Annotated in this window: 22 protein-coding genes; 14 read left to right on the top strand and 8 right to left on the bottom strand. The window is 72.6% G+C overall.

All coding sequences use genetic code 11. The features are described from left to right. The first annotated feature begins 234 nt into the window (after positions 1–234). Positions 235–1,047 (top strand): hypothetical protein, encoded by an 813-nt coding sequence (locus tag IIE03_RS07745; RefSeq protein ID WP_192862174.1) that lies wholly within the window; start codon positions 235–237, stop codon positions 1,045–1,047. On the opposite strand, the gene IIE03_RS07750 is transcribed toward IIE03_RS07745, so the two are convergent. Continuing rightward, a complete protein-coding gene (locus IIE03_RS07750) occupies positions 1,040–1,210 on the bottom strand; it encodes a hypothetical protein (protein WP_192862175.1) in 171 nt (56 codons plus the stop codon). The two genes, IIE03_RS07745 and IIE03_RS07750, sit on opposite strands and share 8 nt — an antisense overlap. 181 nt (positions 1,211–1,391) lie before the next feature. Between IIE03_RS07750 and IIE03_RS07755 the strand changes: the two genes are divergently transcribed. Together IIE03_RS07755 and IIE03_RS07760 are read left to right on the top strand one after the other, a co-directional pair. Then, positions 1,392–2,024 (top strand): PT domain-containing protein, encoded by a 633-nt coding sequence (locus tag IIE03_RS07755; RefSeq protein ID WP_192862176.1) that lies wholly within the window; start codon positions 1,392–1,394, stop codon positions 2,022–2,024. A 174-nt stretch (positions 2,025–2,198) separates the two neighbouring features. After that, positions 2,199–2,579 carry a hypothetical protein gene (locus IIE03_RS07760; protein WP_192862177.1) on the top strand — a complete coding sequence of 127 codons (381 nt, stop codon included), beginning with the start codon at positions 2,199–2,201 and terminating at the stop codon, positions 2,577–2,579. A gap of 93 nt (positions 2,580–2,672) precedes the next feature. Here the strand turns inward: IIE03_RS07760 and msrA are convergent, their stop codons facing one another. Next, positions 2,673–3,347 (bottom strand): peptide-methionine (S)-S-oxide reductase MsrA, encoded by a 675-nt coding sequence (gene msrA / locus IIE03_RS07765; protein ID WP_192862178.1) that lies wholly within the window; start codon positions 3,345–3,347, stop codon positions 2,673–2,675. A 182-nt stretch (positions 3,348–3,529) separates the two neighbouring features. Next, positions 3,530–4,108, bottom strand: coding sequence for a hypothetical protein (locus IIE03_RS07770; protein WP_192862179.1), 579 nt, complete (start codon positions 4,106–4,108; stop codon positions 3,530–3,532). A 280-nt stretch (positions 4,109–4,388) separates the two neighbouring features. Here IIE03_RS07770 and IIE03_RS07775 point away from each other — a divergent pair, with 280 nt between their 5' ends. Further along, positions 4,389–5,753, top strand: coding sequence for an AI-2E family transporter (locus IIE03_RS07775; RefSeq protein WP_318842863.1), 1,365 nt, complete (start codon positions 4,389–4,391; stop codon positions 5,751–5,753). A gap of 147 nt (positions 5,754–5,900) precedes the next feature. Continuing rightward, positions 5,901–7,127, top strand: coding sequence for a threonine ammonia-lyase (ilvA, locus tag IIE03_RS07780; RefSeq protein ID WP_192862180.1), 1,227 nt, complete (start codon positions 5,901–5,903; stop codon positions 7,125–7,127). A 70-nt stretch (positions 7,128–7,197) separates the two neighbouring features. Here ilvA and greA read toward each other — a convergent pair whose 3' ends face one another. Continuing rightward, complete coding sequence (greA, locus tag IIE03_RS07785) at positions 7,198–7,677, bottom strand: transcription elongation factor GreA (RefSeq protein WP_192862181.1); 480 nt, start codon at positions 7,675–7,677, stop codon at positions 7,198–7,200. A gap of 171 nt (positions 7,678–7,848) precedes the next feature. Continuing rightward, complete coding sequence (locus IIE03_RS07790; protein WP_318842864.1) at positions 7,849–8,280, bottom strand: DUF4307 domain-containing protein; 432 nt, start codon at positions 8,278–8,280, stop codon at positions 7,849–7,851. Between the two features lie 149 nt (positions 8,281–8,429). Between IIE03_RS07790 and mca the strand changes: the two genes are divergently transcribed. Genes mca through IIE03_RS07805 form a run of 3 tightly spaced genes read left to right on the top strand, consistent with a single transcriptional unit; the run spans position 8,430 to position 10,593 of the window. Continuing rightward, a complete protein-coding gene (gene mca / locus IIE03_RS07795; protein ID WP_192862204.1) occupies positions 8,430–9,365 on the top strand; it encodes a mycothiol conjugate amidase Mca in 936 nt (311 codons plus the stop codon). After that, positions 9,362–9,727 (top strand): hypothetical protein, encoded by a 366-nt coding sequence (locus IIE03_RS07800; RefSeq protein WP_192862183.1) that lies wholly within the window; start codon positions 9,362–9,364, stop codon positions 9,725–9,727. The genes mca and IIE03_RS07800 overlap by 4 nt, the downstream gene beginning before the upstream one ends. Then, on the top strand, positions 9,724–10,593 hold the full coding sequence (locus tag IIE03_RS07805) for a carbon-nitrogen hydrolase family protein (protein WP_192862184.1): 870 nt from the start codon (positions 9,724–9,726) through the stop codon (positions 10,591–10,593). The genes IIE03_RS07800 and IIE03_RS07805 overlap by 4 nt, the downstream gene beginning before the upstream one ends. A gap of 24 nt (positions 10,594–10,617) precedes the next feature. Here the strand turns inward: IIE03_RS07805 and trhA are convergent, their stop codons facing one another. Beyond that, entirely contained in the window at positions 10,618–11,421 is an 804-nt protein-coding gene (trhA, locus tag IIE03_RS07810; protein ID WP_408632834.1) for a PAQR family membrane homeostasis protein TrhA, read from the bottom strand. A gap of 165 nt (positions 11,422–11,586) precedes the next feature. On the opposite strand from trhA, the gene IIE03_RS07815 reads away from it, so the two are divergent. Next, the gene (locus IIE03_RS07815) at positions 11,587–12,348 is read left to right on the top strand and encodes an isoprenyl transferase (protein WP_192862185.1); all 762 of its coding nucleotides are present in this window, start codon (positions 11,587–11,589) and stop codon (positions 12,346–12,348) included. A 178-nt stretch (positions 12,349–12,526) separates the two neighbouring features. After that, complete coding sequence (locus tag IIE03_RS07820) at positions 12,527–13,012, top strand: MarR family winged helix-turn-helix transcriptional regulator (protein WP_192862186.1); 486 nt, start codon at positions 12,527–12,529, stop codon at positions 13,010–13,012. Between the two features lie 23 nt (positions 13,013–13,035). On the opposite strand, the gene IIE03_RS07825 is transcribed toward IIE03_RS07820, so the two are convergent. Beyond that, on the bottom strand, positions 13,036–13,953 hold the full coding sequence (locus IIE03_RS07825) for a LysR family transcriptional regulator (RefSeq protein ID WP_192862187.1): 918 nt from the start codon (positions 13,951–13,953) through the stop codon (positions 13,036–13,038). An 86-nt stretch (positions 13,954–14,039) separates the two neighbouring features. Between IIE03_RS07825 and ald the strand changes: the two genes are divergently transcribed. The 3 genes from ald to IIE03_RS07840 all read left to right on the top strand — a co-directional run bounded on the left by ald (position 14,040) and on the right by IIE03_RS07840 (position 17,117). Beyond that, complete coding sequence (ald, locus tag IIE03_RS07830) at positions 14,040–15,134, top strand: alanine dehydrogenase (protein WP_192862188.1); 1,095 nt, start codon at positions 14,040–14,042, stop codon at positions 15,132–15,134. Between the two features lie 26 nt (positions 15,135–15,160). Then, a complete protein-coding gene (locus IIE03_RS07835; protein WP_192862189.1) occupies positions 15,161–15,790 on the top strand; it encodes a GNAT family N-acetyltransferase in 630 nt (209 codons plus the stop codon). 175 nt (positions 15,791–15,965) lie between these two features. Further along, on the top strand, positions 15,966–17,117 hold the full coding sequence (locus IIE03_RS07840; protein WP_318842865.1) for a glycerate kinase: 1,152 nt from the start codon (positions 15,966–15,968) through the stop codon (positions 17,115–17,117). A gap of 20 nt (positions 17,118–17,137) precedes the next feature. Here the strand turns inward: IIE03_RS07840 and IIE03_RS07845 are convergent, their stop codons facing one another. Further along, positions 17,138–18,382 carry an MFS transporter gene (locus tag IIE03_RS07845; RefSeq protein WP_318842866.1) on the bottom strand — a complete coding sequence of 415 codons (1,245 nt, stop codon included), beginning with the start codon at positions 18,380–18,382 and terminating at the stop codon, positions 17,138–17,140. Between the two features lie 73 nt (positions 18,383–18,455). On the opposite strand from IIE03_RS07845, the gene IIE03_RS07850 reads away from it, so the two are divergent. Beyond that, positions 18,456–19,337 (top strand): LysR family transcriptional regulator, encoded by an 882-nt coding sequence (locus IIE03_RS07850; protein ID WP_192862190.1) that lies wholly within the window; start codon positions 18,456–18,458, stop codon positions 19,335–19,337. The last annotated feature ends 68 nt before the right edge of the window (positions 19,338–19,405 follow it).

Genomic DNA, 19,405 nt, shown 5'->3' on the forward strand with positions numbered 1-19,405 from the left:
CACTGCCTGACCGCGTGCGCGGTCCCCGCGTGTCGTCGTACGGCGCATCGGGGGCCGCGCACGTAGTGGTATCGCCGGGTAAGACACCCGGTTGTCGAGCCGACGCGGCGAGAATGGGCTGAGAAGAGGTAAATGAGGAGAAGTTTTCACCCTTTCTTCTTTCGCGGTTATGTCAACGCGGGTCTAGCTTCGAATAGTCGCGTCTCGGCGCGACCATTCGAAGGAGCACCCCCAATGAACCGAATATCTGCACTGGGAGCCGCTGCGCTCCTGGCGGCCGGCCTGGGCGTCGTCCCCGCCGCCGCATCGCTCACCGCATTCGATCGCGGTGCAACCGTCGCCACTTCCCAGGACGACGAACCCCCTGAGTCTGCCGAGGAAGAGACCTGTCCCAAGGAAGGGAAGGTCGATGTACCCGGCAACGAGCCCTCGGTCACCGTCTCTGCGCCCGAGGGCATGCTCATCTCCGGTTACTGCGTCAAGGCCGGATCGATCAACCAGGGCGACGGGCCGGAATTCGTCGAACTGCCGGAGCCTGTCGCCGAGGTGACGATCACACATTCGTCGGGCAAGGACATCAGCCACTACACGCTGTTCCTGGTGCCGGTACCGACGCCGACGCCCACACCGACGCCCACACCGACACCGACGCCCACACCGACACCGACGCCCACACCGACGCCGGAACCGACTCCGACTCCCACCCCGGAGCCGACTCCAACTCCGACCCCGGAGCCCACACCCACACCCACGCCGACCCCCACACCCACGCCGACCCCCACACCCACGCCGACCCCCACGCCGGAGCCGACCCCCACGCCGGAGCCGACCCCCACGCCGGAGCCGACCCCCACGCCGGAGCCGACCCCCACGCCGTCGGACAAGCCGACGCCGGAACCGTCCGAGACCCCGACCGTGGTCCCTGAGGGCCCTGACGAGTTGTCCTCGACGGGTGCCGGCCCGGAGGCCGGCTACGCGCTGATCGCGCTCGCGCTCACCGGGGGCGGCATCGCCCTCCTGGCGCTGCGTCGCCGTCAGCTCACCTGACCACCGCCACCACACGATCGCGGGCGTGGTCCCAGCTGTCGTCGTACGGCACGGCAGGGACCGCGCCCGCGAGCTCGTCGCGGCCCTCGCAGCCTCGACGGGCGAAAAAAGGAAAAGCAATAGTAAAGGCGCCAGGGTCGACGTCGATGAAATCGCCGTCCAACTGTTCTCGTTCTTCCCTGTTCGCGTCAATGAGAATGGGTGAAAAATCGAGCTGGGGGCCGCATTCGACTTGCAACGATATTGCGGGAACATCGGGCTTTGGCGTTTCCGCCGATCGGCGCTACTGTTCGGGCTGTTGCGCGCGCATCGGAGCGTGACACACCCAGCTGAAGGGGGATCTCATGAACCGCGTTGCCACCCTGGGAGCCGTCGCGCTCCTCGCGGTCGGCCTGGGCGCCGCCCCGGCCGCCGCCGCACCCGTCGCCACGGACTACGTTGAAGGCGCCAAGACGTGCAAGGACGTTGCCGAGTTCGCCGGCGTCGAGAAGCACGACACCGACGGCGAGCCCTTGAGCATCACGCTCAAGGCCGAAGAGGGCAAGCTCATCTCCGCCTACTGCCTCAAGGCGGGCTCGGAGGAGAGCGGCGCCGGCGTGTGGGTCGAACTGGTCGACCCCCCGGTCGCCGAGCTGACGGTTGAGCACGAGTCCGGTAAGGCGATCAGCCACTACGCCGTCATCACGGTCGACGGTCCGAGCGACGAGCCCTCGGACGAGCCCAGCGACGAGCCTTCGGACGAGCCGAGCGACGAGCCGTCGGACAGCCCGAGCGACGAGCCGTCCACGGAGCCCTCGATGGAGCCCAGCGAGCCGGGCGCCGAGCCGACCGAGCCTGGCGACGAGACCGAGGGCGAGGACGGCGACGTGCTGGCCGCGACCGGTGCCGGTCCCGCCATTGGCTACGCGCTCCTTGCGCTGGCCCTGGCCGGCGGCGGTGCCGCGCTGCTGGTGCTGCGCAAGCGCCGGATGTCCTGATCCACCTGCCGCGCATCGATCGATCCCGCCGGGGCGGCGGCCTGAATTCTCGGGTCACCGCCCCGGCGGTGCGTGTTTCCATACGATGGTTCGCGTCCGCGGGAGAGCCGCCGCGGGGCGGGCCCGACTCCCAGTGGCCCGGTGAAGGACAGGGCCGAGGAAGCTGAGGACGACATGGACGCTACCGACGGCACGCACCGCGAGGCCCGGCCCGGGGCGCCGGCCCTGGGCCCGGCGACGGGCATCGACGCGTCGTTCGGAAGCCGCGCGAAAGCCGGCCGGACGGCGAACGGGCCGGCGGGCCCGGCCGTGACCGCGGAGCGTGCGACGGCGGGCCCCGGGCCGAACGCCGTCGTCGCGCTCGTCATGATCGGCATCGCGGGTGCAGCGGCCGTAGCCTACCTGGTCCGGCGCCTGACGCGACGCGCGACACGCGCCGTCGAGCCGGTGCTCCGGGAGGAGCCGGTCCCGACGCCGGAAACGTCCCCACGTCCCCGGCACGGCGCACCGAAGTTCGTGGTCGACGACTCCGGCGAGTTCCCGAGCCTCCGCTGACGCCCGTCGCGCGCGCCCTGACGACGTGGCGAGGGTGCGGGCCGGCGGAGCCGGGCGCACGACTCCTGGGAGCGAGCGGTCCCGCGTCTCCGCTCAGGCTGCGTCCGGGAACGCGACCCCCGTCGTGGCGTGGCACCGGTACCCGTTCGGGTTCTTCGCGTCGCTCAGGTACTGCTGGTGGTAGTCCTCGGCGAGGTAGAAGGGCCCGGCCTCGGCCGCCGGGCGCAGCTCCGTGGTGACGGGGTCGTACCCCTTGGCGTCGAGCACCTCCGCGTAGCGCGCGGCCGTCCCGCGCGCGGCCTCGCCCTGCTCGGGCGTCGTCCAGTAGAGGGCCGAGCGGTACTGCGTGCCGACGTCGTTCCCCTGGCGGAAGCCCTGCGTCGGGTCGTGGCGCTCCCAGAAGATCTTCAGGAGCTCCTCCTCCGAGACACGGGCCGGGTCGTAGGCGACCATGGCGGTCTCCGTGTGGCCGGTGCGGGCGGTGCAGACCTCCTCGTAGGTGGGGTTCGGCGTCGTGCCGCCCATGTAGCCGACGGCGGTCGACACCACCCCGGGCACCTGCCAGAAGATCTCCTCGGCGCCCCAGAAGCAGCCCATCGCGAGGTACAGCACACGGGTGCCCGGCTCCCACGGGCCGGTGAGCGACGTACCGAGCACCGTGTGCGGGCGCGGCGTGGGGAGGACGGGCGACTCGCGGCCCGGAAGGGCGTCCTCGGGAGCGACCATCGTGGTCCTGCCCTGGCCGAACAGCGACTCGAAGAACGACATGGGTGCTACCTCCTTGGGCGGCGGTCCTGCGGCGGGCCGGCACGTGCGACGCCGGTCGTGTGCCCCGGCTCTCTGGGAACACCGGTGCGCCCGGAGCTGTTCCGGGACGGGGCCAAGGGCCCGTCGCAAGGATCACACGTCCGGCCCCCGCTCGGCACGCCCTGCCACGGGAGCGGTTCCGTTCAGCCGACGTCGAAGGACGCCGCGAAGTGCTCGATCTCCGCGGTCACGTCCTCCACGGTCTCGAGGTTCTTCCGCCAGTCGTCGGGGATCTCCAGGCTGTGATCGGCCCCGGACACCTCGACGAAGTCCGCCCGGAGCCCTGACACGAGGTCGTGGTCCCAGAGCGGGTCCGCGGTGCCGCCGATCAGGAGATGGTCCCCTTCGAGGCGGGTCACGGCGTCCCGGACGTCGGCCGCGTCGTCGTGCCTCAGCACCGGTGTGAGCCAGACGCCGGGGAGATTCAGCCGGGCGGCGACGGGGATGGCGAGGGTGCCCAGGGACTTGGCGATCACGAGGTGCGTCGCGCCGTCGGCGGGCGCGTCGGCTCCCTCGAGCAGCTCGGCGGCCGCTGCGCGAGCCTCGTCGAAATCGCGTCTCCCGGTCCATTCGACGACCCGGACGGTCCAGCCCAGCCCTTCGAGAGCGGCGCGTGAGTGATAGAGAAGAGGGCCCATGGCGGTGTAGCCGGCCCCAGGAAGAACTGTCGCGACCCGGCCCGGGTCGCCGTTGGTCCGGTGGAGCTCGTAGACGTTGGACACTCGCCCAGGATGACAAACGGCCGGACGGAGCGGAAGGAAAGTCCGTGGTACGCGCCGACATTTCAGGCCTGACCGAAACGAACGGCCTGGACCCGGGCCCGGTGTGATCGCCCGCCCCAGCGATCGCCCGGACCCCGGACCCGACACCTTCGCCCAGGCCCGATCGTCGCGGCGCCCCGGTCCCGTGCCGGCGGGCGTTTCTGTGCAGGAACTGGCGCGTCCCTGTGATCTGCGCGTGGTGGCCGGTGGTACGCGGGGGAGAATCGCCTACCTTGGGGTCGTGAGTGAGAACGAGTCCGCCGTCGCCCCCGCCGGGACCGAGCCGCGGACCGATGCGACACCGTCCGCCGGCACGGCGACGCGCCCGGGGCAGGACGGCGCGAGGGAGTCCGACGCCCGGACGAGCCCGACGGCCGACGGCGCGTCCGGGTCCGCGGCGGCTCCGACGTCGTCCCGCGACCACGACGGCTCCGGCGACCACGGTTCCGACGGCGCCGACGGCGCCACCACCGTGCCCCGCGCCATCCGCGAGGCGGCGTCGTGGTCCTGGCGGATCCTGCTGATCGGCGCCGCGCTGGCCGGGATCGGCTGGCTGCTGGCGAGCCTCCAGGTGATCGTCGTCCCCGTGGCGGTCGCGCTGCTCCTGGCGGTGATGCTCACCCCGGTCCGGCGCTTCCTGCAGTACACGCTTCGGGTGCCACGGGGGCTCGCCGCCGGGCTCTCCCTGGCCGGCCTGATCGCCTTCGCGGCCGCGCTCGTCACCTTCGCGGGTCAGCAGGTCGCGACCGGGTTCGCCGATCTGTCCGAGGAAGCCATCGCGGGCTTCGAGGAGCTGACGGCGTTCATCGACCGTCAGTTCAACCTCGACCTGAGGGACTACCAGAGCGACGTCCTCGCGGAGCTGGAGGCCCAGCGAGACGCGATCATCGCGGGCGCGCTCGGCGCCGCCGCCACCGCGGGCAACCTGCTGATCGGTGCCCTCATCGCGCTGTTCTGCACGTTCTTCTTCCTGCACGACCCGCGCGGCATCTGGAGCTGGGTCGTCGGCCTGCTCCCGGCCGGGGCCCGGGACCGGGTGCACCAGGCGGGCCGGCGCGGGATCGTGACGCTGTCCGCCTACACGCGCACCCAGATCCTCGTGGCCGGCGTGGACGCGATCGGCATCGGCCTCGGCTCGGCGTTCTTCGTGCCGTCCCTCTCGGTGCCGATCGGGGTCCTGGTGTTCGTGGGCTCGTTCATCCCGATGGTCGGCGCCATCGTCACCGGCGCGATCGCGACCGTCGTGGTGCTCGTCGCCCAGGGCTGGGTCGCGGCGATCATCATGCTCGGCATCGTCATCCTCGTGCAGCAGATCGAGAGCCACGTGCTCCAGCCGTTCCTCATGGGGCAGGCCGTGTCCCTGCACCCCGTCGCCGTGATCCTCTCCGTCGCCGCCGGCTCGTTCGTCGCCGGCATCGCGGGCGCGCTCTTCGCCGTGCCGCTCGTCGCGCTGCTCAACACCGTGGTGCTCTACCTCAACGGCCACGACAAGTTCCCGGAACTCGGCGACGGCGACAAACTCCCGATCAGATGGCTCGCCCCCGACGCCCCGCCCCTGCGCATCCCTCTGCGCCGGGTGGCGGCGGACACCGCGGACGACTCCTGACCCGGCGGCGGACGACGCCCCACCCGGCGGCGGAGGACACCTGACCAGGAGAGAGTCCGTCCGGCCCGGATCACGGGCGCATCCCGCGCCGTCCACAGGCACGACACCTGACTTGTGGTGCCCCTGCGCCCGCCCTAGTGTCGCGGGGTGACACCCAGTACCGTCCCCTCCGTCAGCGCGGACGACGTCCGCGAGGCCGCGAGCCTCCTCGACGGCGTGATCACCCGCACGCCCGTCGTCGAGAGCCGGGCGCTCTCCCAGCTCGCCGGCGCCAGGGTCGTTCTCAAGTGCGAGAACCTCCAGCGCGCCGGCTCGTTCAAGGTCCGCGGCGCCTACACGCGCCTGTCCCGGCTCACCCCCGAGGAGCGCGAGCGCGGCGTCGTCGCCGCCAGCGCCGGGAACCACGCCCAGGGCGTGGCGCTCGCGGCGAGCATGCTGGGCATCGACGCCCTCGTGTTCATGCCGGTCGACGCACCCCTGCCGAAGCTGTCCGCGACACGCAACTACGGGGCCGAGGTGCGCCAGGTCGGCAGCAGCGTGGACGAGGCGTTGTCCGCCGCGCGCGTCGAGGCGGCGCGCTCCGGGCGCGTACTCATCCACCCGTTCGACCACGCCGACATCGTCGCCGGACAGGGCACCATCGCTCTGGAGATCCTGGAGCAGGTGCCCGACGTCGCGACGATCCTCGTGCCGCTGGGCGGCGGTGGTCTGGTGGCCGGGATCGCGGCCGTGCTGGCCGATGCGGCGCCGCACGTGCGCGTCGTGGGAGTGCAGGCCGCACAGGCCGCGGCGTATCCGGGGTCATTGGACGCCGGCCAGCCGACGGCGGTCACCCTGCAGCCCACCATGGCCGACGGGATCGCGATCGGCACGCCGGGGCAGGTCCCGTTCGGCATCGTCGCGGAGCACGGCGTGGAAGTACGCACGGTGAGCGAGGACCTGCTGTCGCGCGGTCTGCTCCTGGTGCTGGAACGCGGCAAGCTCATGGTGGAGCCCGCGGGCGCCGCCGGCGTGGCCGGGCTGCTCGCCGCGGCTCCCGGGGAGTTCGCCGGGCCGATCGTGCCGGTGCTGAGCGGCGGCAACATCGACCCGCTCGTGCTGCTGCGCGTGATCCAGCACGGTCTCGTCGCGGCCGGCCGCTACCTGCAGCTCCGCGTGCGCGTCCAGGACCGTCCCGGTGCGCTGGCCGGCCTCGTCGACGCGATCGCCGCGGCGGGCGCGAACATCGTGCAGGTGGAGCACTCGCGCACCGACGTCTCGCTGTCGGTGTCGGAGGTGCTCGTGAATCTCCAGGTGGAGACCAAGAGCGCCGAGCACCGGGCGTCCGTCGTCGAACGGCTGCGGCAGGACGGGTTCGCCGTCGACGTGACGTAGCGGACGCCGACGGCCGGGTGGCTCGCCGGTCGTACGGACCGACGAGCCACCCGGCCGCGATGGGAGGGGATCAGGCGAACGGCTTGGCGTCCTTGATCTCGACCTCGATCGTCTTGCCGTTCGGCGCCTCGTAGCTGGTCCGGTCGCCGACCTTCTTCTCGACGATGGCCGCGCCCAGCGGCGAGGTGGGGGAGAAGACATCCATGTCGGTGTCGCCCGCCATCTCCCGGGAACCCAGCAGGAACGTCTCGTCGTCCCCGAAGATTGACACCGTGACGACCATGCCGGGCTGCACCGTGCCGTCGTCGGACGGCTGGCCGACCTGGACGGTGCGGAGCTTCTCCGTCAATTCCTTGATGCGGGCCTCGTTCTTCGCCTGCTCCTCGCGAGCGGCGTGATAGCCGCCGTTCTCCTTGAGGTCCCCCTCGTCGCGCGCGGCGGCGATGCGCTCGGTGATCTCGGCGCGATAGGGGCCGGAGAGGCGCTCCAGCTCGGCCTGAAGCCGGTCGTACGCGTCCTGGGTGAGCCAGGTGACAGAGGTGTCGGTCACTGGGGCTCTCCTTTCGTGGTAGCTCGTTCGAGCGGCGGTGGGGCACCGACAACGCGCAAGACCCGCCGAACGGGAAAGCACGCACGTGCCCGTTCAGCGGGTCTGTACAGCGTGTGAAACGACAATTCTATCAAGGGGCAACCCAGGAAGTGTCAAGGGGCAGGAGGTCGGCTACCCACCCGCGCGATCCCCGGCCGAGCAGTGGTCGACGACGCCGGTCGTCGCCTCCTGCGTGGTCCGCACCTCGGCGGTGACCCGGATCGCGTCGCGTTCGCCCGGTCCGACCTCGACGTCGAGCGACCCCACCTCCGCGTAGCTGGGGTCGAGCGCGGTGATCGTGCACACGGCCGTGGTCCCCGGCGGCATCATCACGTCGAACGTCACCGACACCTGCTCGGCGCTCTCGACGGAGAACCCGATGTCCCGGAACGAGACCGGGTTGCGCTGGGCGTCGGACCAGGCGAACCAGGCGGCGCCCGCCACGCCGGCGGCCAGCGCCGCCCCGATCGCGATCCGCGCGCCCGTCGAGAGGCGCGGCCGGCCGGACGGACCGGTCCCGCGCGCCGGTCGGCCGTAACGATCTGCAAGGGGGTCGGTGCTCACAGTGACATGATGGTGCATGACACCGACATCGACGAACAGCCGGCCGGGAACCGGCCCGGGAGAACGCCGATGTCGGGCGAGCAGATTGCCGTCGAACAGCCGGCCAGGAGGTCCAGGTGTCCGAAACCGAGCGTGAGCCGCTCCGCCTCATGGCGGTGCACGCGCACCCCGACGACGAGTCGAGCAAGGGAGCCGCGACGACGGCCCGCTACGCGGCCGAAGGCGTGGAGGTCCTGGTCGTGACGTGTACCGGCGGAGAGCGGGGCGACATCCTCAACCCGTCGTACGTCGTGCCCGAGGGCCACGAGTTCGACTCGCTCGAAGGCCGCGCCGTGGTGCGGCGCGAGGAGATGGCCCGCTCGGCCGCCGCGCTGGGTGTGCGGCATCGCTGGCTCGGCTTCGTCGACTCCGGGCTGCCCGAGGGTGACCCGCTGCCCCCGCTGCCGGAGGGCTGCTTCGCGCTGGTCCCGCTCGAGGAGGCGGCGGAGCCGCTGGTGCGCCTGGTGCGCGAGTTCCGTCCGCACGTCATCACCACCTACGACCCGTCGGGCGGGTACCCGCACCCCGATCACATCAAGTGCCACGAGGTGTCCGCCGAGGCGTTCGCCGCCGCGGGCGACGCGACGCGCTACCCGGACGCGGGCGACCCGTGGCAGCCGATGAAGCTCTACTACAACCACGGCTTCTCGATGAAGAGCCTGCGTGCCGTGCACGAGGCGATGGAGGATGCCGGCCTGGAGTCGCCGTTCGGCGACTGGATCGAATCGCGTACGGCCCGCGAGATGCCGGAGCGGGAGGTCACCACCTACGTGCGGGTGTCCGACTACTTCGCCCAGCGCGACGAGGCCCTGCGCGCGCACGCCTCGCAGATCGATCCGGACGGCTTCTTCTTCGCCGTGCCGCGCGACATCGAGGCCGACGTGTGGCCCTGGGACGGGTACGAGCTCGCCGAGTCCACCGTGCCGCTGCCGGAGCGCGGGGCGGGCGAGTACGAGGACGACCTGTTCACCGGCGTACGCGAGGCCCTCGACGCCGCGCGCGAGGCCGGGGACGAAGGGCGCGAGCACGCCGGGGTGAACGCATGAGCGGGACCATGTCCGCAGCCGTCGTCGTGGGACGCTGGGCGGAGATCCAGGCCGCGGCGCCGTCCCCCGACCCGACCGAGGGCGTGCTCCGGCCCGGCCTCGAGGAGATCGACATCACGCCCGGCCTGACCGGGTTCCTCGTGACGTTCGCCGTGGCGGTCGCGTGTGTGCTCCTCTTCCTGTCGCTGACCCGGCACCTGCGCAAGGCGCGCCGCAACGCGGAGGAGCAGGGCCTGGACGTCGAGAAGCGCAAGGGGATCGAGATCCAGCGGGACATCGACCACCGCCCGCCGGCGGACCGCTACCCGCGGGACAGCCACGGTTACATGGACATCCCGCCCGGCGGTCCGGGGCCGGTATGAGCGACCCGGCACGATCCGGCGGCGGGCCTGCGGCGACGGGGACGACGCCGGACCGGCCGGGTGACGTCCCGGCGAAGGTGCGCGTCACGGTCGCGCAGCTCACCGTCTCCGACGACGCGGCCGCCAATCGGGCGACGGCCGAGGCCGCGTTCCGCGAGGCGGCCCGGCTCCAGGCGGACCTGCTCGTGCTGCCCGAGTACGCCTCGGCGTACGACCCGCGGGGCGTCGGTGCCGAACACGCCGAGCCGCTCGATGGCCCGTACGTCTCGACCCTGCGGCGCAGGGCCGCTGACACGGGTGTCGCCGTGATCGCGGGCGTCACCCTCCCGGCGAGGGCGGGGCTGGCGGCGAACGCGCTCGTCGTCGTGGGCACCGGTGGATCGATCGCCGGGGTGTACCGCAAGGTGCACCTCTACGACGCGTTCGGGACGCGGGAATCGGATCGCCTGGAACCGGGTGACCCGGGCGACCCGCCGGTCACTCTGTCCCTCGGCGAGTTCACGTTCGGCGTGCTGACCTGCTACGACCTGCGCTTCCCCGAATCCGCGCGGCGCGTCGTGGACGCGGGGGCCGACGTCCTGGTCTACCCGGCGGCCTGGATGGCCGGGCCGCTCAAGGCGGATCACTGGCACACGCTGCTGCGGGCGCGGGCGATCGAGAACACCGCGATCGTGCTCGGCGTCGGGATGGCGGGCAAGAGCGTCACGGGGCGGTCGCTGCTGGTCGGGCCCGACGGCGTCGTCGGCCTGGAGCTCGGCGACGACCCGGAGATCCGGACCGTCGACCTGGATCCGTCCGGCGTCGCGGCCGCCCGCCGCGCCAACCCGTCACTGGCCAACCGCCGCTACGCGGTCGTCCCGGAGTAGCGCGGTGGTTCAGGAGAACAGAGCTCAGGAAAGCACAGCGAAGTAGATCGCCACGACGTGCGAGGCGAAGCCCAGGACCGTGAGCACGTGGAAGATCTCGTGGAAGCCGAACCAGCGCGGGCTGGGGTCGGGCTTCTTCGTCGCGTAGACGATCGCGCCCAGGGTGTAGGCGACGCCGCCGGAGATGATCAGCCACACCACGGCCGGACCTCCGGCCTCCCAGAAGGGCCTCATGTAGCCGACGGCGACCCAGCCGAGCGCCACGTAGATCGGCGTGTAGACCCAGCGGGGCGCGTGCAGCCACACGATGCGCCCGATCAGGCCGGCCAGTGCGCCGCTCCAGACGATCCACAGGAGGATCGTGGCGGTCCGCTGGTCGAGCAGCGTGACCGCGAGCGGTGTGTAGGTTCCGGCGATGATGAGGAAAATGTTGGAATGATCGGCGCGGCGCAGGATTCCCTCCACCTTCGGCGACCAGGTGCCGCGGTGGTACACGGCACTCGTGCCGAACAGCAGCGCGGCCGTCAGGCCGAAGACGGCGACGGACCACTTGGCGGCGGCGCCCGGCGCGAGGACGATCAGCGTGATGCTCGCCGCGAGGGCGAACGGGAACGTCCCCGCGTGGATCCATCCGCGCAGGTGGGGCTTGATCTTCCGCTCCACCGTGGTGGACACGGTCGTGGAGATGGTCTGGACGACGCCGGTCACGCTGCCGCGCACGTCGCCGAACGTCTCGCCGACGCGGTCGAAGGTGCCGGACACCCTGTCGCGGACGTTCTCCACGGGTCCCGACGTCGGTCGGCCGGGTTTGTCCGTTGCTGCTACCACGTGTCATCTCCTTCGCTCGGCCGACACCGTGAACCTACGGTAGCGTAGGTTGTTACCAGGGTAGGGTGTCGATCCCGGGTCCGGCGGCGGCGGTGTGAAGATCCTGCGGCGGGTTGGCACGAGCTGCCGTGCTACGGGTATCCCGCGGCACGGTAGCGTTTTCCCGTGCATCTGCCCTCTCCTCTCTACCGACTGTACGAGCGCCGCCTCGCGCGCAGCCTCGACGGGGCCGCGCTGCCCCGGCACATCGGGGTGATGCTCGACGGCAACCGGCGCTGGGCCAAGTCGTTCGGTGAGACCGCCGCCACGGGACACCGGCGGGGCGCCGACAAGATCGCGGACCTGCTCAGCTGGGCGGAGCCGCTGGGGATCGAGGTCGTGACGCTGTGGATGCTCTCCACGGACAACCTGAGCCGCTCGGCCGCGGAGCTGGAGAACCTCCTGGAGATCATCGAGGACGCCGTCCGGGACCTCGCGGACTCCGGTCGCTGGCGGCTGCGCGCGATCGGGCGCCTCGACCTGCTCCCGGAGCGTCTCTCGCGGACCCTGCGCCAGGCCCAGGAGGCGACGTCCGGCGTCGGCGGGCTGCAGGTGAACGTGGCGATCGGCTACGGCGGCCGCCAGGAGATCGCCGACGCGGTGCGCTCGTACCTCACCGAGGAGCTCAAGAACGGCGCGACGCTCGAGGAGCTCGCCGAGCGGACCGACGTCGAGCACATCGCCGAGCATCTGTACACCAAGGGTCAGCCGGACCCGGAGCTGGTCATCCGCACGTCGGGCGAGCAGCGCGTCGGCGGCTTCCTCATGTGGCAGTCGATGCACTCCGAGTACTACTTCTGCGAGGCGTACTGGCCGGCCTTCCGGCGGGTCGACTTCCTGCGGGCGTTGCGCGACTTCTCCCAGCGGGAGCGCCGGCTCGGCCGCTGATCGCCGCGATCTCCCGCCGGATCCCGGGCCTCCGCACCCTCCGCGCGGCCTCCGTCCTGGCGCGGTTTTCCGCGCGGCGACGTCTGTCCTGAAAATCCACATCATATTAGTCCTTCCTGCGGAAATCTGAGCCGTCCTCGGGTAGCGTGCAAGTCCAGGCAGGAGAGGAAGACACTCGATGACAGTGAGAGAACGGCCGGCTCCGACAGCCCGCGAGGCAGCGGAGGCTTGGGAGTCGCTCTTCCGTACGCAGGTCACCCTGATGCGCCGGCTGCTCGCCGACGACATCTGGGACGAACTGAGCATGCGCGAGTACGACGTGCTGTTCACGCTCTCCGGTGGCGCCGGCTCGATGCGCCTGCGGGATCTGAACGAGAACATCCTGATGGCTCAGTCGTCGCTGTCGCGCCTGGTCGACCGGCTGGAGCGGCGAGGGCTCGTGCGGCGTGAGTCCGCGCCCGAGGACGGCCGGGGCGTGAAGGTGGTGCTCACCGACGCCGGCGTCGGGCTGCAGAAGGAGGTGGGGATGCGGCACGTGCGGTCGATCGCGCACTACGTCGGTTCCGCGATGCGGGCCGACGACCTGGCGACCCTGCGGGCGCTGCTCGACAAGCTCCGGGCGGCGCAGTCCGGGGTCCCGGACCGTTCCCAGGTCGCCTCGTAGGGCATCCCGTCAGGACGCCCGGGTCACAGGGCGACCCGCGTGATCGCGTCCGCGACCTCGCGGACCGCGACCCGTGACATCGCCGCACGCCGGCCGACCAGGTGGATGTCGCGCTCCAGCGGGTCGGCGAACGGCAGGATCCGTACGGCGTACCGGCCGTCGACGGCGAGACGCGGCAGCAGCGTCACCGCCAGGCCCGCCTCCACGTATCGCAGCAGGGAGCCGTGCGACATGCAGCGCGCCGCGACCCGTGGCCGGAACCCGGCGCGCAGGCACAGGCGCTCGGCCAGGTCCGCCAGATGCGCCCCCGGCTTCTCGAACGCCCAGGTCGCGTCGGACAGCGCGGCGAGGTGCACCGCCTCGTGCTCGTGCGGGTCGCCGGGTGCGGGCACTCCCGGCGGCGTCGCATCCTCGGCCAGCACGAGGACGACGTCGTCCCTCGTCAGCGGCCTGCGGACGAGGTCGGGGTCGGACGGCTCGGGGGAGTCCTGGAAGTCCCCGCTGACCGCCAGGTCGACCTCGCCACGATGCAGCGCGGGCAGCGCCTCGGAGGGCTCGGCCTCGGTCACGACGACGGAGATCCGCGGGTGGGTGGCGTGCAGCCGTCGCACCGCGGGGATCAGGACGGTGTGCAGCACGCTCGTGAACGCGGCGACCCGCACCGTGCCGGTGGGCTCGGAGTGCAGACCGGCGATCTCGGCCTCGACCGACTCGATGTGATCCAGGATCTCCGTCGCGTGCCGGGCCAGCGCCAGTCCGACCGGCGTCAGGCGGACCCTGCGGCCGGCCCGCTCCAGCAGGTGCGCACCCGCCTCCTTCTCCAGGGTCGTGAGCTGCTGCGAGACGCTCGACGGGCTCATGTGCAGCGCGTCCGCCACCGCGCGCACGGTGCCGAGCTGGTGGAGCTGGCGCAAGAGGTGGAGCCGCCAGGGGTCGAGCATCCCGGACCTCTCTGTTCGGATTCACCGAACATTCTATTCAGAAATGTGACCTGGACCGCACAGCGGGACCGTCCTACCGTCGAAACATGAAGATCGGAATACCCACCGAGATCAAGAACAACGAGAACCGTGTCGGCATCACCCCCGCCGGCGCGCACGAGCTCGTTCGCCGCGGTCACCAGGTTCTCGTCCAGGCGGGCGCCGGTATCGGGTCGGGCTTCACCGACGACGCCTACCGCATGGCCGGTGCCCTCACACTCGCGACCGCCGACGAGGCGTGGGCCGAGTCGGACATGGTCGTCAAGGTCAAGGAGCCCGTCGAGCCCGAGTACGCCAGGATGCGCGGGGACCAGGTGCTGTTCACCTACCTGCACCTCGCGGCCTCGGAGGCGTGCACCCGGGCGCTGCTCGACGCCGGCACGACCGCCATCGCGTACGAGACCGTCCAGCTCCCCGACCGTTCCCTCCCGCTCCTCGCGCCGATGAGCGAGGTCGCCGGCCGGTTGTCGATCCAGGCGGGTGGCTACCACCTCCTGCGATCGGCCGGTGGCGCGGGCGTCCTGATGGGCGGCGTCCCGGGCACGCCCAAGGCGAAGGTGCTGGTGATCGGCGGCGGCGTGGCCGGCGAGCACGCGGCGGCGAACGCCCTGGGCATGGGCGCCGACGTGACCGTCGTCGACATCTCCCTGCCGCGCCTGCGCGAGCTCGACCACCGGTTCGGCGGAAAGCTCCACACCCGGCACTCCACCCAGTACGAGATCGCCGAGCAGGTGGAGCAGGCGGACCTCGTCATCGGGTCCGTCCTGGTGCCGGGCGCCGCGGCACCCAAGCTCGTCACCGACCAGATGGTGAAGGCGGCGAGGCCCGGGACGGTGTTCGTGGACATCGCCATCGACCAGGGCGGCTGCTTCGAGGGCTCGCACCCGACCACGCACGACGACCCGACCTACCGCGTGCACGACGCACTCTTCTACTGCGTCGCGAACATGCCGGGCGCGGTGCCGCAGACGTCCACGCGCGCGCTGACCAACGCGACCCTGCCGTACGTCGTCGCGCTGGCGGACAAGGGGTGGGAGGAAGCGCTCGCGGCGGACCCGTCCCTCGCCAAGGGCCTGAGCACCCACGCCGGCGAGCTCCGCAGCACGGAGGTGGCGGACGCCCTCGGCCTGCCCCTGGCGTGATGCGGCGGGACTCCTAGGCTGGACGCATGGCTGTTCAGGAGGTCGGGGAGAAGGGCGGCGAGATCGTCGTCGTGCCCGCCAACGAGGTGTCCTGGGACGATCTTCGCGCGGTGTTCGGGGAACGTGGCGTCCCCGCGTGGTGCCAGTGCCAGTGGTTCAAGTTCCCGCGCCGGGAGATGGACGCACTGGACCGCGCCGCGCGGGAGGACCATTTACGGGAGCAGACCGGGTGCGGCGACCCGCACGCCACCTCGACCAGCGGGATCGTCGCGCTGTTCGACGGCGAGCCCGCCGGCTGGTGCGCCGTCGAACCGCGCGCCGCGTACCCGCGCCTGCGGACCTCCCGGCTGGTCTGGTCGGACCGCTCGGAGGATCCCGACGACGCCTCGGTCTGGGCCGTGACCTGCTTCGTGACCCGCAAGGGCTTCCGGCAGCGCGGCATCGGCACGGCACTGGCCCGCGCCGCCGCCGGATTCGCCCGGGAACGCGGCGCGACGGCGGTCGAGGGGTACCCGCTGCTTCCCCGTCCCGCCGGTGCGGGACGCAACGGTTCCGGCGACCTGTTCGTCGGCAGCGTCGGCATGTTCGAGTCCGCCGGATTCCGCGAGGTGAGCCGGCCGACCGAGCGCCGCGCGGTGATGCGCCTGGACCTGTGACGCTGGCCCGGGCGGTCGTTGGCACCGGACTCGCGCCGTCGTCGGCTCGGGTGGATGGGCCGGGCCGGGCAGACCAGGCAGAGGGGAGGCCAGTCGGAGAGCAGACCAAGCTGAGACCTCTCGGCAGGCGAGCCGTCCCGGCGCGTCGCCGGTCCGCCCCTCTACGATCAGGGCCGTGAACACGCCGCGTGTCGTCGTCGCCCCCGACTCCTTCAAGGGCAGCCTCAGCGCCGCCGAGGTCGCCACCCAGATCGCCGACGGCGTCCACGCCGCCCGGCCCGAGGCCGTCGTGACCACCCTGCCGATGGCGGACGGCGGCGAGGGAACCCTCGAGGCCCTGCTCGCTGCCTGGGACGTCACGGCCCAGGTGATCGACACCGTCGACGCCATCGGGCGCCCACGCCGGGCGCGGTGGGCCACCTCGCCCGACGGCCGCACCGGCGTCGTCGAGCTCGCCGAGGCCAGCGGCCTCCCGCACGTCGCCGACGCGCCCCTGCAGCCCCTGCACGCGAGCACTGCCGGCACCGGCGCGGTCGCCCGCGCCGTCCTCGACGCGGGGGTCGAGGAGATCCTCGTCTGCCTCGGCGGATCCGCCTCCACCGACGGCGGATCCGGAATCCTCACCGGCATCGGCGCGCGCCTCCTGGACGACGACGGCGCCGACGTGCCCGACGGCGGCGAAGGCCTCGCGCGGGTGGCCCGCATCGACCTCGACGGCCTGCACCCGCGCGCCCGCGAGGTCCGCTGGCGGCTCGCCGTCGACGTGACCAACCCGCTCGTCGGCGAGCACGGCGCCGCCCACGTGTTCGGGCACCAGAAGGGCGCGAGCGACGGCGACGCGACCTACCTCGACGACGCGCTGCGCCACTGGGCGGACGTCCTCGCACGCGAGACCGGCGAGCGCACCCACGACACCCCCGGCGCCGGGGCGGCCGGCGGGGTCCCGTCCGGGCTCGTCGCCGTGCTCGGCGCGGAGACCGAGCAGGGAGCGCTCCTCGTCGCCGAGGCGATCGGACTGCCCGAGGCGCTCGCGGACGCCGACCTGGTGTTCACCGGCGAGGGCTCGTTCGACTCGCAGTCGGTGCGGGGCAAGGTCGCGGACGGCATCGCGCGCCTCGCCGCGGTCGCCCCGGCGAAGCCGCCCGTCGTCGTGCTGGCGGGGCAGGTGCTCCTGCCGGCGCCGCTGGCCTGGGACGCGGGGATCGCGGCCGCGTTCTCGATCGCCCCCGGGCCGGTCGAGCTGGACGACCTGATCCACCGCACCCCGGCCCGCCTGACCGACCTGGCGGCCCAGGTGGCGAATCTCTCCCTCCCGGCCGCCCGCTGACGGCCCGTCGGCGGCCACCGTCAGCGGGTCGCCGGGGCCGTCGCGGTCCGGTCCTCGGCTGTGTCGGCCACCCGGCGGAGCCACGGGAGCGCGGCGATCACCGCCGCCACCTGGATCAGGCCCGTGGCCACGAGGACCGCGCCCGCGCCGAACGCGCCGATGATCGCCCCGCCGACCAGGAGACCGGCGGACGCCCCGCCGTTGTGCAGCACGGTCTCCGCGGTGAAGGCCGCGCGTCGCGCGTCGCCCGTGGTCCGCTCCGTGATGAGCGCGTTGAGCGCCGCGATGCCGAACGGGATGGTGATCCCGCCCAGGGCGGCGACGGCGGTCACCGCAACGAGATCCGGGGCGGCCAGGGGGAACAGCAGGAACGAGAGCCCGAGCACCGCCCAGGAGACGAGGATCGCCGGCATGCGCGGGACGCGGTTGACGACGAGCGGGACGAGGAATGAGGCGCCGACCGTCGCGGCGCCGTAGCCGGACATCGCGGCGGCGACGATCTGCCCGGGCCGGTCGAGCTCGGCGCCCAGCAGCGCGAGGCCCAGCGGGAACGCGAACCACGTGATGCCGCCCACCCCCGCCAGGAGGATGCCGATCGCCAGGTCCCGGTCGGCGCGGAGCACCGACCGGATCGTGGCGTGGCCGCGGGAGGCGGGGATCGTCGCGGTGTCCGACGGCGCGTGCGTCCCCGACCGCGTCGCCGCGCGCGGCACGGTGGCGATCGCGACCGCCGCGAGCCCGGCCGCGGCCGCCTCGCACCAGAGCAGCGGCACCGCGCCCCAGACGACGAGCAGCCAGGCGCCGAGCGGCGGCGCGAAGATCATCGACGACCGGTGGGCCATGTCCTGCCAGGCGAGGGCCTTGGCGCCGACGCCCGGCCCGACGTCGTCGGCGAGGTCGGCGGTGAGAGATCGCTGAGCGGGCGCGAGCAGCGCGCCCGTGGCGCCCGTGACGAAGCCGGTGACGCACAGCACGACGGCGTTCACCTCTCCGGCGGCGGCCGCGAACGGGACCAGGGCGAGCCCTGCCACCTGGATCAGGAGCAGCAGCGCCAGGGCCTTTCCGGACGTCAGCAGGTGCCGGAAGGGCCGCCCCCACCAGGCCGAGGTCAGCAGGGGAAGGCCGGCGAACCCGCCGACCAGGCCGGTGGTCCAGGCATCGCCGGTCTGGTCGAGGGCGACGAGAGGCAGCGCGACGGCGGTGATCCGCTGGCCGGTCCAGGTGACGAAGGTGGTGCCCGTGAGCATCAGGAGGTGACGATTCACGTCCTCGATCCTGCGCACCGCGACGGCGACCCGGTAGACGCCGACCGGCCGGTGCGGCTCATAGAGTAGCCCTATGACATCATTGCCCAGCGTCGAGGACCTGCGGCTGGCCGACGCCGTCGCCCGGCACGGATCGCTCGGCGCGGCCGCGCGCGAGCTGCTGATCACCCAGCCGTCGGCGAGCCAGCGGCTCGCGGCGCTGGAGCGCCGCCTCGGCACGCGCCTGTTCGACCGCGACACCACCGGGGCCCGGCCCACCTCCGCTGGCCGGGAGTTCTGCGCGCAGGCCGCGCACATCCTCGACCACCTGCGCGGCATCGGGGAGCGGTCGCTCGTCGCCGCGCAGTCGCGCACGGTCTCGGTGGGCACGCTCCCGAGCCTGGCCGGCACCCTCTTCGCGGTGCTCGACGTGCTGCTCGACGACGTGGTGGTACAACCCGAGGTGGAGCACGGCCCCCGGCTGCTGGAGCGGGTGGAGCGCGGCGCGCTCGACGCCGCCTTCGTCACCATCGCGGGCCAGGTCCCGATAGCCCGCGGGCTCGTCGTCACCGAGGTGGGCCGGCACGACCTCGTCACACTCCTGCCCCAGGGCGCGCCGTCACCGTCCGGCGGCAAGCGACCCTACGCGGGGCAGATCGTCGTCTACTGCGCACTCGACCTGGCCGCCGACGTGCTGCACCGCCGTCTCGCCGAGCTGGGCGCGCACGCGCGGCGCGGCGCGACGGCCGAATCCGCCGTCCGGGCGGCCCGGGAGCGGCGTTGCGCCGCCGTCGTGCCCGACATGGTGGCCGGCTGGTACGCGGCGCCCGGCGACCGGATCGACCGGGCCCCGGTCCGTGGGCGCGTCACCCTGTCCGTGGTGAGCCGCAGCCCTGCACCCCCGGAGGTCCTCGACGTCCTGCCGGCGCTCCGGAAGCGCCTCGCGAAGGGCAACGTGCATGCCCGGTCGGCCTGAGAGGGCGGCCGGTCTCGCCGCAGGCCGCCGGTCCCGACGCGACCCGCGCGCCGCGGGGTTCTGACAAG

This window comes from Myceligenerans pegani, assembly GCF_014892515.1.
In the GTDB taxonomy this organism is placed as follows: Bacteria; Actinomycetota; Actinomycetes; order Actinomycetales; family Cellulomonadaceae; genus Myceligenerans; species Myceligenerans pegani.

What these genes read in the sequence shown, in the direction of transcription:
- IIE03_RS07755 (WP_192862176.1), top strand. Translation starts at nt 1,392, where the DNA reads ATGAACCGCGTTGCCACCCTGGGAGCCGTCGCGCTCCTCGCGGTCGGC.
- mca (WP_192862204.1), top strand. Translation starts at nt 8,430, where the DNA reads ATGGCGGTGCACGCGCACCCCGACGACGAGTCGAGCAAGGGAGCCGCG.
- IIE03_RS07820 (WP_192862186.1), top strand. Translation starts at nt 12,527, where the DNA reads ATGACAGTGAGAGAACGGCCGGCTCCGACAGCCCGCGAGGCAGCGGAG.
- IIE03_RS07800 (WP_192862183.1), top strand. Translation starts at nt 9,362, where the DNA reads ATGAGCGGGACCATGTCCGCAGCCGTCGTCGTGGGACGCTGGGCGGAG.
- ald (WP_192862188.1), top strand. Translation starts at nt 14,040, where the DNA reads ATGAAGATCGGAATACCCACCGAGATCAAGAACAACGAGAACCGTGTC.
- IIE03_RS07745 (WP_192862174.1), top strand. Translation starts at nt 235, where the DNA reads ATGAACCGAATATCTGCACTGGGAGCCGCTGCGCTCCTGGCGGCCGGC.
- msrA (WP_192862178.1), bottom strand. Translation starts at nt 3,347, where the DNA reads ATGTCGTTCTTCGAGTCGCTGTTCGGCCAGGGCAGGACCACGATGGTC.
- IIE03_RS07760 (WP_192862177.1), top strand. Translation starts at nt 2,199, where the DNA reads ATGGACGCTACCGACGGCACGCACCGCGAGGCCCGGCCCGGGGCGCCG.
- IIE03_RS07805 (WP_192862184.1), top strand. Translation starts at nt 9,724, where the DNA reads ATGAGCGACCCGGCACGATCCGGCGGCGGGCCTGCGGCGACGGGGACG.
- IIE03_RS07825 (WP_192862187.1), bottom strand. Translation starts at nt 13,953, where the DNA reads ATGCTCGACCCCTGGCGGCTCCACCTCTTGCGCCAGCTCCACCAGCTC.
- IIE03_RS07835 (WP_192862189.1), top strand. Translation starts at nt 15,161, where the DNA reads ATGGCTGTTCAGGAGGTCGGGGAGAAGGGCGGCGAGATCGTCGTCGTG.
- IIE03_RS07850 (WP_192862190.1), top strand. Translation starts at nt 18,456, where the DNA reads ATGACATCATTGCCCAGCGTCGAGGACCTGCGGCTGGCCGACGCCGTC.